Consider the following 12,516-nt stretch of genomic DNA (forward strand, 5'->3'; position numbering starts at 1 on the left):
TGTACAAGATATAAAACTGCTATAAGGATTAAAGTAAATCTTTAGAGCACTACAAAAAAAAGGGCTGTTTTGAAAACTCAAAACAGCCCTTTTATACTATAATATCAAATTAATTATTCAATGATGCATTGAAAACTAATCTGATCTTCTTTGTTTTTAATCATATAATGATTGCTATTACCCTCTGCTTGGAATACAGAATACTCTTCTTTGAAGCGCAATTCCTTTTGAAAAACCATATCAACTACTTTTATAGAGTCAATATTGATATCATTCATTTTAACGGCATCTACAATCCACTCTAAGTATTTAATATTGGTTACGTGATTTACCATATCTAAATCAGAATACTGCACTTGTGAATCAACTAACTTATCTAAGGCTTCAGGCTTTCCATATTTGAAAAACTCTCCATCTATACCCTTTTTATCTGTGTATTTGATAAAGTGATCGTGTGGTAGTGTCATCATTTCAGGACGACGTCTAACCGTATTCAAAATTACCCAAAGCGAACTTGCCCCAGCTACTTTCTCATCTCCAATGAACACTTCAAAATTTCTAACAGAGCGAATACCATCTAATTTCTCAATCCACGTAACAACTCTAATCTCTTCCTGCCATTTAGGAACTCTTGTTATCTCAACCCTGAATTTGTTTACAACCCAAGCTTGGTTAACGGTTTGTAAGTCCCAAAAACTAATTCCTCCTAAAACTGAATGCTGAGCAGATGCAATCTGTATTAACTTACAGAAATCAACAATATTAAGGTTTCCTTCAGTATCGCAATCAAAATAATCAACTATAAAGCGTTGCTCATAAATAGATGTAAAAGTAGGAGAAATAGGCATATTAGTTCATTTTTAGGTTTATAGCATCAATAATCTTTTCAGTAGGAGTAAGGTAATTAAACCAGGCAACTCCATCTGTGCGTTTAAACCAAGTTATCTGTCTTTTAGCAAAACGGCGTGTATTCTTTTTTATTTCTTCAATAGCGAAATCTAAATCGTACTCTTTGTCGAAATACGCAAATAATTCGCGGTATCCCACAGTTTGTAACGCATTTATTGCTCTATGTGGATACATCTCAGCTGCTTCTTTCAGCAAACCTTTCTCCATCATGATATCAACACGCTTATTGATTCTATTGTACATTTCTTCTCTATCTGCCTCCAATCCGACAACAATAGGAGTGAAGTTACGCGTATTCTCTTTCTTGTTTAAAAACGATGAATAAGGTTGTCCTGTACCAATACAAATCTCTAAAGCACGTGTAACACGTTGTGGATTATCAATAGCTACTTTTTCATAGTGTACAGGATCTAACTCCTTCAACATCTCTTGTAAGTACACTAATCCCTTTTCAGCTAAGTCTTTGTTTAAACCCTCGCGTATAGCCGGATCAACATCTGGAAACTCGTCTAAACCATTTAAAACAGCATTCACAAATAAACCAGAACCACCCACCATTACTTGAACGGGATTCTCCTTAAACAATTCGTTTAACTTCACAATAGCATCTCGCTCAAAATCCCCAACAGAATAAGAAGTTTCAATACTAATATTTTGTATAAAATGATGCTTTGCAGCCTTTAATTCATCTTCTGTTGGAACAGCAGTTCCTATAGCCATTTCTTTATAAAACTGGCGACTATCACACGAGATGATATCACAGTTAAAATGATTAGCTATTTTAATTCCTAAAGCCGTTTTTCCAATAGCAGTAGGACCTATAACTACAATTAAATAATTCTTATTTTCCGTAAACATCTCCTAATTTTTGACCGCAGTTATAACAGTAGTTAGCATCCTCATCATAAATGGTAGTAGTACAAGAAGAACAGTTTCTTCTTTTCTTAGCATCTAATCTATTTCGTTTAATATTTGAAAACTCAGCTGTTACAATTCCTGTTGGCACGGCGATGATACCGTAACCCATAATCATAATCAAAGAAGCAATCATCTGACCTAAGGTACTTTGTGGAGCAATATCTCCATATCCTACCGTTGTCATCGTAACGATACACCAATAAATACTACGCGGAATACTACTAAAGCCACTATCTTTTCCTTCAATTACATACATCAAGGCTCCTAATAAAATAGAAACAACCAAAATGAAGTAAACGAATACAATAATCTTAGTTCTACTTGCTTTAATCGCCAACTTTAAATGTGATTCTTGTCCGATATAAGGTACTAAGTTTAGAATACCAAATAAACGAAGTAAACGCAGTGCTCTTACTACTGTAAGCACACGTGAACCAGGTATAAAGAACGACAAATACATCGGTAGAATAGATATTAAATCCACAATACCATAGAAACTAAAAATATACCTTAACGGCTTTTTATTACATAAAATTCGAAGAGCATATTCTAAAGAGAAGAAAACTGTAATAACCCACTCACAGATCAGAAGTCCTTTATGGTGTTTTAAATCATAACTCTCAATTGACTCAAGCATTACCAATAAAACACTCAATAGGATTACTCCTAAAAGTGCAAGGTCAAACAATTTACCCGCAAAAGTATTAGAACCATAAATAATGATATAAATCTTCTGCTTTAAAATATCCCATTTGTTTTTTAATCTCCGTCTCACTAATAATAGTTTTTAATAGTGTATTAATTTATAACCAACTTTCTTATTCAAATAGTTCAGAATGATATTGCGATTATTTCTATTAAAAGAAATGGGCGTTAAGTTCGCAGCAATACGTCCTGGATCATTTACCTGATAATTCAAGTTAAAAAAGCAAAAACCACTTAGTTTACCCATTGCTAAGGCAACAGCACTTTTCTCGTCTACTTTTCTTCCCTTGTCAATTATCAATAGATTGTGATCATCAATATTATACGTATTCAACAAAGAGGTAACTTGCATATTATATTCTTCAAATGTCATCTCTAAAGTATCTGAGAAATTCTCTTCCGTTACTTTATTTGATTTTTTTTCATAAATAAAATCTACAAATGGTTGCACTTCATCCTTACTAAATACCTTAGTAATAAACTTACGTGCTTCATTAGGAGAAGTAAAAGCCATTAAGTTTTTCTTTCTTCCATCTGTTTTTTCAATTGCCAAATAAACAAAACCAGCTTGATTATATTTCAAGTACAAAGAGTAGGGGAATACACTCTTCTTTGCCACTTTATTATACCTCGGTTTATTTACTGCAATTTCCTCAGCCTCTTTTAATAGTGCAATCAACTCATTTCCTGTTTTTTCAAAAGTAACAGTATATGTTTCTTGCTGAACCTTTTTAAACGTAGGAGAATTACTTGTAAAGTGTTGCAACACCTTCTTCTTAATATTCCTACTTTTTCCGATATAAATAATCTTCCCTAAGTTGTCGTGTATATAGTAAATACCAACATTTGAAGGCAATGTATCTACAATATCTAAGAACTTCGGATTCAAGCCTACTTTTATATCAGACTTAATCATAGAAGTTAAGATTGTCTTTTCGTGATCTTTAGATAATAATAACTCAAACAATTTAACCGTAGCAGAGGCATCACCACTTGCTCTATGTCTATCAGCAATAGGAATACCTAAAGAACGCACCAATTTTCCCAAACTATACGACTGCATATCTGGTAAAAGCTTCTGAGACAATTCGACTGTACACAAAGTATTGCGAGCATAATCATATCCTAAACGCCTGAATTCATTGCGAATAACACGGTAATCAAACTCAGCATTATGTGCTACAATAACACAATTCTCTGTTATCTCAATAATACGCTTAGCCACCTCATAAAACTTAGGTGCTAATCGCAGCATTGCGTTGTTGATTCCCGTTAGTTTCACAACAAACGGTTGAATTTCCTTCTCTGGATTTACTAAACTGATAAACTGATCTACAATTTGATTACCATCAAACTTGTAGATTGCAATCTCTGTGATTCCCTCTTCATTAAACTGCCCACCAGTAGTTTCTATATCTAAAATCGCGTACAACTTATTCTCTCTATTTATTAATAATTACGACTTCCAAAAATGTTACTTCCAATTCTAACCATCGTACTTCCACATTCTATTGCAATAGGATAATCGTTACTCATTCCCATTGATACTGTTTGCAACTCCACGTTATCCATCTCGTTGTAATACATTTTACAATGGTCAAAAGTTTCTTTCAAAGAAGTAAACTCTCTTTTCACTTCTTCCTGATCATCAGTAAAAGTAGCCATACCCATAAGTCCCACTATTTTCACATTCTCAAGAGCTTCGAATTCTTCACTTGAAAAGATATCGTCTAATTCATTTTGGTCAAGTCCAAACTTTGTTTCTTCTTGTGCAATAAACACTTGTAGCAAACAATTAATAACGCGGTTATTGCTCTTTGCTTGTTTATTGATTTCTTTTAACAACTTAAAACTATCAACCCCGTGAATCAACGAAACAAAAGGCGCCATATATTTCACCTTATTACGTTGCACGTGGCCAATCATATGCCACTCAATATCTTTTGGAAGAGCCTCATACTTTTCCGTCATCTCTTGAATCTTATTCTCACCAAAAATTCTTTGTCCTGCTTCATAAGCTTCTAAAATATCCTCATTAGGTTTAGTTTTAGAAACAGCTACAAGCGTAACGTGTGCAGGTAAAGCCCCTTTAACGTGTTTTAAATTCTGTGTAATAGACATAATCTTTTTATTTTAAATTTCATAAATAAGCAACCCGTTCATAAACTTCGGCTCTATATATGTACTCTTAGGAGGCATAATAAGTTCGTTATTAGCAACCTCTTTAATCTCTTCAACATTAGTAGGGTAGAGCATAAAACCAACTTCATATTCACCATCATCTACTAATTCTTTGATATTTACGATCGACTCATTACCAGGAACATAGTCAATTCTTGCATCATTACGCAAGTCGTCTAATCCTAAAATAGGGTGTAGCACTTCATCATATAAAATCTGTGCATCCAATTGTTGTAATATATCAGACGTTTCTTTCACTTCCTTCAATTTCAAAGCATAGAAATCTCCATCTAAATACATACCAAACTCCATCTTTTTGGTTGGTTTCCACAATTGTTGCTCCTTATTTTCAACAACAAACTTCTCTTGTAACAAGGCTAAGAATTCCTCTTTTGTATGATTATTCAAATCGTGGATAATTCTGTTAAACTCATAAATCTTAATATTGTTTTCCGCAATTAAGAAAGTCATAACAGAGTTGTCGTGTCCTTGAGGATTGTCTTTGTGCTCCGTCTGCAACAATTCAGCAGAAGCACAACGGTGATGTCCGTCTGCAATATAGATTTCATCCACTTTATCAAACTGTTGACACAACCAACTGATGTCCGTGTCCTCATCAATCTTCCAAATAGTATGGCGTTCCTTTGTAACCGTAGTAAAGTCATACAAAGGTTTATTCGCTTTGTGATTAGTAATCCACTGATCAATATCTTTCTGATCAGGGTACATCATCAATACAGGCTCTGTGTTAAATCTACTGTGGTATAAATACTCTTTAAACAATTTAACCCTGTATTCCAGTGTATCCTCGTGTTTTTTAATCACATTACTCTGATAATCCTCAATAGAAGTACCCGCCACAATACCCGTAAATTGCCATGATTTAGTAGTTATCTGATATAAGTAAAAGATAGGCTTATCCTCCGTTACAAGAATACCTTCTTTTTTAAAATCCTTTAGCTTTGCAGCCACCATTTTAAACCTCTTATCATACGTAACTTTCTGAGGATTAACATAAGCAGGGTTCAACACGTGTAAAAAAGAATACGGGTTGTAATCTAATAAATACGCTATTTCCACTGCATTGTAGTCCTCAAAAGATCTACAACTAACCAAACCAACTTTATCACGCGTAGGGCGCAAACCTTTAAAAGGGATAATCTTTGCCATTCTAATATGGTATCAAAAATATTAAACCCAAACTGCACAACAGATCTTTTTACCGGTAGTTAGAAATACTTTACAGTTGCTCCTAAGCTAATCAGAAATAAGGGGTTATCTCTATTTAGCCGTAACAACTACCAAGCATCACAATCTCACCTATACATCTCCTGTGCAATTTGGGTTAAAGAGTGTCTGACCAAGGCAAACACTCTTCTGTTTTATAAATTATTTTGTTTCTTCAATTCTTACTTAAGAAAACATTTTAGCTACTTTCTCAGCCTTTTTGCTTTCACTGTAATCGTAAAATCCTTCACCAGATTTCACACCTAATTTACCTGCCATTACCATATTTACTAACAATGGACAAGGTGCGTATTTAGGATTTTTAAATCCGTCATACATTACGTTTAAGATAGATAAACAAACATCAAGACCAATAAAGTCAGCTAATTGTAATGGTCCCATTGGGTGAGCCATACCTAACTTCATTACTGTATCTATTTCCTCTACACCAGCTACACCATTATAAAGTGTTTCAATAGCCTCGTTAATCATTGGCATTAAAATACGATTAGCTACAAATCCTGGGTAGTCATTTACCTCAGTAGGTACTTTATCTAAAGCCTTAGACAAGTCCATTATTTTCTTTGTAACCTCGTCAGAAGTATTGTAACCTCTAATAATTTCAACCAATTTCATAATAGGCACTGGGTTCATAAAGTGCATACCAATCACTCGCTCTGGATTTTTAACCACAGAAGCAATCTGAGTAATAGAGATAGAAGAAGTGTTAGACGCCAAAATAACGTTCTCATCACAAACTTCACTCAATTGTTTAAATATATTAAGTTTTAATTGTACGTTTTCAGTAGCAGCTTCTACAACTAAGTCAGCGTTAACCACACCATCTTTTACATCTGTAAAAGTAACTATGTTTTCAATAGTAGCTTTTTTATCAGCTTCAGTAATTGTTCCTTTAGAAATCATACGATCTAAGTTTTTCAAGATTGTATTCATTCCTCTTTCAATCGCTTTATCAGAGATATCAATTAAAAGAACTTTGAAACCTTTTTGAGCAAAAGTATGAGCAATACCATTCCCCATAGTTCCTGCACCAATAACGGCAATATTTTTCATAATGATTGTTTTTAGTTTTTAGTTAATATTAATTACCAAAAGCATCGATAATTTGGTGAGCCAAGCGCAAAGCTTTCGTACCATCTTCTAACGTTACAATTGGAGTTGTTTTATTTACAATAGCATCGTAGAAAGTTTCCAACTCATCTAAGATAGCATTATTCGCTAAAATTTCTGGGTTGTCATAATAGATTTGTTTCTTAACACCTTCTGCATTTTGAAGAATAAGGTCAAAATCACCAGGAACTTCAGGAGCATCCTTCATTTTAACCACTTCACAAGTCTTCTCTAAATAATCAACAGAGATATAAGCATCTCTTTGGAAGAAACGAGATTTTCTCATATTTTTCATTGAAATACGGCTTGCAGTAACATTAGCCACACATCCGTTTTCAAATTCGATACGTGCATTAGCAATATCTGGAGACTCGCTCAAAATAGATACCCCAGAAGCACTAACGTGTTTCACAGGCGATTTAACAACGCTTAAAATAGCATCTAAATCGTGAATCATTAAATCCAATACTACAGGCACATCCGTTCCACGAGGATTAAACTCTGCCAAACGATGCGTTTCGATAAACATCGGATTTTCAATTTTTGAACTTATCGCTTGAAAAGCAGGGTTAAAACGCTCTACGTGACCTACTTGCCCAAGAACATTGTGCTTCTTAGCTAAAGCAATAATTTCTTCTGCTTCTTCAACTGTATTTGTAATTGGCTTCTCAAGGAATACGTGTTTCCCTGACTCAATAGCCAACTTAGCACAGTCAAAATGAGATAGTGTAGGAGTTACAATATCAATAACATCTACAGCATCTATTAATTCTTGTATTGATTCGAAATTCTTATATCCAAATTCAGCAGCAACTTTCTCTGCATTCTCTTTGAAAGGATCATAGAATCCTACTAATTCATATTTTTCAGATTGGTTAAGCAAACGAAGGTGAATCTTACCTAAATGTCCTGCTCCCAATACTCCAACTTTAAGCATAAAACCAGATTTTGAAAACAAAAATATAATTTATTTAGCGAATGTTTGAATATATTAGGGTAAACTTTTCGCCAATTCTTTTTAAGAACGCTTTTAACATTGCTTTTAATATAAAATATTGCTTATTTTGCAGGAAATAACCATTTAAAAGTGAGAGATTCTGCAAAACACCAAGGTCTTAGGAACCAGTTAGTTGAAATACTTAGACAAAAAGGAATTGTTGATTCAAATGTTTTAGAAGCCATTAGAAGAGTGCCAAGACATTTATTTTTAGACTCAAGCTTCGAGGATTACGCTTATCAAGACACTGCTTTTCCTATCGGAGCTGGACAAACCATATCACATCCTTATACTGTAGCTTTTCAGTCTCAGCTACTACAAGTAAAGAAAGACGATAAAATATTAGAAATAGGAACGGGAAGTGGCTACCAAACTGCCGTTTTAGTAGCAATGGGGGCAAGAGTTTACAGTGTTGAGCGCCAAAACGAATTATTTAGAAAAACATCTACTTTATTGCCTAAATTAGGTATTAGACCTAAGTTAATGACATTTGGAGATGGCTATAAAGGACTGCCGAATTACGCGCCGTTTGATGGTGTAATCGTAACAGCAGGAGCACCTTTTGTTCCACAACCTTTAATGGCACAATTAAACGTAGGAGGGAGGTTAATTATTCCAATTGGCGATAATGACCAAACAATGACGGAATTAATCCGCGTCAGTGAAACGCATTTTGAGAAATACGAACACGGTGATTTCAAGTTTGTTCCCATGTTAGAAAATAAAAACTAAATAAAAAGAGGCTGTAATCTTAAAAATTACAGCCTCTTTTTTGTATTACAATAAGTCAATACTAATGTGATTTTTTCAATCGATCAATATCGCGCTTAGTATCCCTATCTTTTATAGTTTCACGTTTATCGTAGTTTTTCTTACCACGACAAAGAGCAATTTCTAATTTAGCCAATCCACGTTCATTTAAGAATAGTCTCAATGGAACAATGGTCAGTCCTTTGTTTTGCACACTTTTCAAAAGAGATTTTAATTCCTTTTTATTCAAAAGTAACTTTCTCTCAGTCTTAGCCTTGTGGTTAAAATGTTTACTATGTGCGTATTCTTCTATCTGTGTATTAATAGCAAATAATTCGTGTCCTTGAAACTCACAAAAGCTTTCAGCAATATTAGCCTTACCCAAGCGGATAGACTTAATCTCAGTTCCCGTTAATACAATACCAGCCGTGTACTTGTCCAGTATCTCGTAATCGAACCTTGCTCTTTTATTTAATATGTTTATATTCTTTTGCATAGCACAAAAATAAGAAATTTTTAATGTGAGTAGAATATATTTAAAACAAAAAGAGCTGTATTTACACACAGCTCTTTGAATTATTATTTAACTCGTTCAGTTATAGGAAGAAATATCCTAAAGAAACCATCCAAGTATTTGGTTTTGTCTTGAAATCTTTACTTACGTTGTTGAAACCACCGTCATAAGAAACGTCTAACGTAAACTTTAAAACATCAATACCAACACCAACGCGGTATCCGATATTGTTCTTATCAAAGTTGTCAAACACCTCACCAACTTGTTTCGCTTTGAAGTTATCTCCAACCATATTTGTATAAACTCCACCCGCATAACCTCTTAAATGTAGTAAAGGAAGGTTGATAAATTTATGACCAATTACCAATGGTACTTCTAAATTCTTCATTTTAGAAGTCACATCAGAAGTTCCCTCAAACTTTACATTTTTCTCAGAATAAAGAAGTTCTGCTTGTAAATACGTTTTTTTAATATCAAAACGCGCCATTGCTCCAACCGCAAACCCCGTAGAACTTTTACTGTTGTAGTCTTTTAAAGAAGTTGACATATCTGTGAAGTTAGCACCTGCTTTAATCCCCACGTGTAGTGGTGATGGAGATTGAGCTTGAGCACCAAAACCAGCCAAAGATACTGCCGCAACTAATGCATAAAAGTAGTTTTTCATAGTTAGTGTTTTTTATATTTCAGGGCTAATTTAATTAAAATATAAGGTAAATGTACCTTTTTATTGCATATTTTACATTTTATGCACAAGAGGCCTCATTTCATATCCTGTCAAAGCACTACCATAATCGACCTTGCGATTCAAGTTTTCTTCTCTCTTAGATTTTTAAACCTTTAACCATCCACTATATTTAATCTACTTTTGTTTATATTATGTTCGACATTAGTTCGACATAAGTACCACATTCCCTCGGAAATAAGCTTTTTTACCGAAGGAGTGTGGTACCAATGTGGTACTTGTCTCGAACTAAGTCCGACGAAGTCAATAATAATAGTCCTAAAGGAATCAATAAACAATTTTATAACACAAATACTAAAACAACTTTACTTATTGTTTATTAATTAGTTGAAAGAGCTTTTTACTAAGAATATCTTATTTCTTATGTATTCTTATACCTTTCATTTGCAGATTTGATGAAAAAAGAATTACATTGCAAGAAGAAAAACACACGAAAAACTATATTATCATGTCACAAAAACTTACATCAGCGCAAGCGATTGAATTAGAAAATAAATACGGAGCACACAACTATCACCCACTACCAGTAGTATTAGCTAAAGGAGAAGGGGTATATGTATGGGATGCTGAAGGTAAAAAATACTATGACTTCTTATCTGCTTACTCAGCTGTAAACCAAGGTCACTGTCACCCAACTATCGTAAAAGCAATTACGGATCAAGCAAACACATTAATGCTTACATCACGTGCTTTCTACAACGATAAATTAGGGGTATATGAAGAAAAAATCACAAAACTTTTCGGTTTTGACAAAGTATTACCAATGAACTCAGGGGCTGAGGCTATAGAAACAGCTTTAAAACTTGCAAGAAAATGGTCTTACGAGAAAAAAGGAGTTGCTGAAAACCAGGCGAAAATTATCGTTTGTGAAAACAACTTCCACGGACGTACTACAACAATTATCTCTTTCTCAAATGATCCTGATGCTCGTAAAAACTACGGTCCTTATACAGATGGTTTCATTAGAGTAGAATACAACAATCTTGATGCATTACGTGCTGCTTTAGAAGAAAATAGTGCTGATATTGCAGCTTTCTTAGTAGAACCAATTCAAGGAGAAGCTGGAGTATATGTACCAGACGCTGGATATTTAGCTGAAGCTAAAGCTTTATGTGCACAACACAATGTATTATTCATTGCTGACGAAGTACAAACAGGTATTGCTCGTACTGGAAAAATGTTGGCTATTGACCACGAAAATGTACAAGCTGATATCCTTGTATTAGGTAAAGCATTGTCTGGTGGTGCATATCCTATTTCTGCTGTATTAGCAAATGATGAGATTATGAACGTAATCAAACCAGGACAACACGGTTCTACTTTTGGAGGTAACCCAACTGCTGCTGCTGTTGCAATTGCTGCATTAGACGTTGTTCTTGATGAGAAATTAGCTGATAACGCTGAGAAATTAGGACAATTATTTAGAGCAGAATTAAACAAATACATTGCAAATAGTACTATTTGTTCAATGGTTAGAGGTAAAGGGTTATTAAACGCTATCCTTATCAACGATACAGAAGAAAGCGATACGGCTTGGAATATCTGTTTAAAATTACGTGATAACGGTTTATTAGCTAAGCCTACACACGGAAACATTATCCGTTTTGCGCCACCTTTAGTAATGAACGAAGAGCAGTTATTGGACTGTGTACGTATCATCACTGAAACATTAAAAGAATTTGAAAAATAGGACTTAACAGTCTCTGATATAGAAAACTCGCACTATTACGGTGCGAGTTTTTTTATGCTATTTAATTAGCTGAGTCATTTCATAAAGTTTACGCGTGGTATTCCAGTTTCGCGTTGTAGCTAATACACCTAATTTCCTTTCTAAGAAAACATTCGTCAGTTTCGTTTTTCCATATCCATTGGCAGCATAGAGATAGGCATTTTCAGACGTAAATTCAATCTGTTCACCTGTCGTTGCCTTACTTGTTATTTCCGCCATTGAAACAGCTTGTACTGCCTTCTCGAAATAAGTAATGTACACTTGTTTCTCATCGGCTACGTTTTGAAAGGGATTTTGTTTAATAACCTCTGCTAATTGTGATTCCGTTAAAACAATCACCGTAATATCCAATCCAAACGCAGCGAGAATACCTGCTTTGATTTGTGAACAGATAAATTCAGTGTCAGCGTGCTGGCTTTTAAATACTACATTACCACTTTGTATATAAGTAGTTACAGCAGTAAAGCCAATTTCTTCATATAACGATTTCAGCATACTCATCTTGATGGTATTTTTACCACTGACGTTGATTGCTCTTAATAGAGAGATGTAAACAGGCATATTTTTTTTCCAAATGTAATTCTCTTTCTGAAAAAAGCAATAGGTTATAGTAGCAGATAAAACAAAGTGATTACTTACAAGCTGGATTGTTTTACGCGCAAACTAATTAAAACAACATTATCTTTGTTGGCAACACTATTTCAATTTACTGC

General features: G+C 34.2%; 13 protein-coding genes. 2 read left to right on the plus strand and 11 right to left on the minus strand.

The features are described from left to right. Positions 1 to 113 precede the first annotated feature (113 nt). From GQS07_RS11335 to GQS07_RS11370, 8 genes are all read right to left on the minus strand, one after another. On the minus strand, positions 114 to 848 hold the full coding sequence (locus GQS07_RS11335) for an acyl-[acyl-carrier-protein] thioesterase (RefSeq protein WP_158210908.1): 735 nt from the start codon (positions 846 to 848) through the stop codon (positions 114 to 116). A gap of 1 nt (position 849) precedes the next feature. After that, positions 850 to 1,767 (minus strand): tRNA (adenosine(37)-N6)-dimethylallyltransferase MiaA, encoded by a 918-nt coding sequence (gene miaA, locus GQS07_RS11340; protein ID WP_158210909.1) that lies wholly within the window; start codon positions 1,765 to 1,767, stop codon positions 850 to 852. Then, positions 1,751 to 2,602 (minus strand): ion transporter, encoded by an 852-nt coding sequence (locus GQS07_RS11345; RefSeq protein ID WP_090409748.1) that lies wholly within the window; start codon positions 2,600 to 2,602, stop codon positions 1,751 to 1,753. The genes miaA and GQS07_RS11345 overlap by 17 nt, the downstream gene beginning before the upstream one ends. A 12-nt stretch (positions 2,603 to 2,614) precedes the next feature. Next, a complete protein-coding gene (locus GQS07_RS11350; RefSeq protein ID WP_158210910.1) occupies positions 2,615 to 3,964 on the minus strand; it encodes an exonuclease domain-containing protein in 1,350 nt (449 codons plus the stop codon). A 17-nt stretch (positions 3,965 to 3,981) separates the two neighbouring features. Then, entirely contained in the window at positions 3,982 to 4,653 is a 672-nt protein-coding gene (locus GQS07_RS11355; RefSeq protein WP_158210911.1) for a YggS family pyridoxal phosphate-dependent enzyme, read from the minus strand. A 12-nt stretch (positions 4,654 to 4,665) separates the two neighbouring features. After that, the gene (locus GQS07_RS11360) at positions 4,666 to 5,883 is read right to left on the minus strand and encodes a DUF1015 domain-containing protein (protein WP_158210912.1); all 1,218 of its coding nucleotides are present in this window, start codon (positions 5,881 to 5,883) and stop codon (positions 4,666 to 4,668) included. A 243-nt stretch (positions 5,884 to 6,126) separates the two neighbouring features. Beyond that, a complete protein-coding gene (locus GQS07_RS11365; RefSeq protein WP_090409757.1) occupies positions 6,127 to 7,014 on the minus strand; it encodes a 3-hydroxyacyl-CoA dehydrogenase family protein in 888 nt (295 codons plus the stop codon). Positions 7,015 to 7,042: 28 nt separating this feature from the next. Beyond that, positions 7,043 to 8,008, minus strand: a complete 966-nt coding sequence (locus GQS07_RS11370; protein ID WP_158210913.1) for a Gfo/Idh/MocA family protein — start codon at positions 8,006 to 8,008, stop codon at positions 7,043 to 7,045. Between the two features lie 150 nt (positions 8,009 to 8,158). On the opposite strand from GQS07_RS11370, the gene GQS07_RS11375 reads away from it, so the two are divergent. Further along, positions 8,159 to 8,800, plus strand: coding sequence for a protein-L-isoaspartate(D-aspartate) O-methyltransferase (locus tag GQS07_RS11375; protein ID WP_158210914.1), 642 nt, complete (start codon positions 8,159 to 8,161; stop codon positions 8,798 to 8,800). A 61-nt stretch (positions 8,801 to 8,861) separates the two neighbouring features. Here GQS07_RS11375 and smpB read toward each other — a convergent pair whose 3' ends face one another. Both smpB and GQS07_RS11385 read right to left on the minus strand, forming a co-directional pair. Then, positions 8,862 to 9,314, minus strand: a complete 453-nt coding sequence (gene smpB, locus GQS07_RS11380; RefSeq protein WP_090409763.1) for an SsrA-binding protein SmpB — start codon at positions 9,312 to 9,314, stop codon at positions 8,862 to 8,864. A 100-nt stretch (positions 9,315 to 9,414) separates the two neighbouring features. Further along, entirely contained in the window at positions 9,415 to 9,996 is a 582-nt protein-coding gene (locus tag GQS07_RS11385) for a porin family protein (RefSeq protein WP_158210915.1), read from the minus strand. A 526-nt stretch (positions 9,997 to 10,522) separates the two neighbouring features. Here GQS07_RS11385 and rocD point away from each other — a divergent pair. Further along, on the plus strand, positions 10,523 to 11,764 hold the full coding sequence (rocD, locus tag GQS07_RS11390) for an ornithine--oxo-acid transaminase (RefSeq protein ID WP_158210916.1): 1,242 nt from the start codon (positions 10,523 to 10,525) through the stop codon (positions 11,762 to 11,764). A gap of 57 nt (positions 11,765 to 11,821) precedes the next feature. On the opposite strand, the gene GQS07_RS11395 is transcribed toward rocD, so the two are convergent. Then, positions 11,822 to 12,364 carry a DUF1697 domain-containing protein gene (locus GQS07_RS11395; protein ID WP_158210917.1) on the minus strand — a complete coding sequence of 181 codons (543 nt, stop codon included), beginning with the start codon at positions 12,362 to 12,364 and terminating at the stop codon, positions 11,822 to 11,824. Positions 12,365 to 12,516: the final 152 nt, after the last annotated feature.

The organism is Myroides phaeus, from assembly GCF_009799805.1.
Classification (GTDB): domain Bacteria; phylum Bacteroidota; class Bacteroidia; order Flavobacteriales; family Flavobacteriaceae; genus Flavobacterium; species Flavobacterium phaeum_A.

Bases quoted from the DNA above. Each gene is read 5' to 3' on its own strand.
- GQS07_RS11335 (WP_158210908.1), bottom strand. From the start codon at position 848: ATGCCTATTTCTCCTACTTTTACATCTATTTATGAGCAACGCTTTATA.
- miaA (WP_158210909.1), bottom strand. From the start codon at position 1,767: ATGTTTACGGAAAATAAGAATTATTTAATTGTAGTTATAGGTCCTACT.
- GQS07_RS11355 (WP_158210911.1), bottom strand. From the start codon at position 4,653: ATGTCTATTACACAGAATTTAAAACACGTTAAAGGGGCTTTACCTGCA.
- GQS07_RS11360 (WP_158210912.1), bottom strand. From the start codon at position 5,883: ATGGCAAAGATTATCCCTTTTAAAGGTTTGCGCCCTACGCGTGATAAA.
- GQS07_RS11365 (WP_090409757.1), bottom strand. From the start codon at position 7,014: ATGAAAAATATTGCCGTTATTGGTGCAGGAACTATGGGGAATGGTATT.
- GQS07_RS11370 (WP_158210913.1), bottom strand. From the start codon at position 8,008: ATGCTTAAAGTTGGAGTATTGGGAGCAGGACATTTAGGTAAGATTCAC.
- smpB (WP_090409763.1), bottom strand. From the start codon at position 9,314: ATGCAAAAGAATATAAACATATTAAATAAAAGAGCAAGGTTCGATTAC.
- GQS07_RS11385 (WP_158210915.1), bottom strand. From the start codon at position 9,996: ATGAAAAACTACTTTTATGCATTAGTTGCGGCAGTATCTTTGGCTGGT.
- rocD (WP_158210916.1), top strand. From the start codon at position 10,523: ATGTCACAAAAACTTACATCAGCGCAAGCGATTGAATTAGAAAATAAA.
- GQS07_RS11395 (WP_158210917.1), bottom strand. From the start codon at position 12,364: ATGCCTGTTTACATCTCTCTATTAAGAGCAATCAACGTCAGTGGTAAA.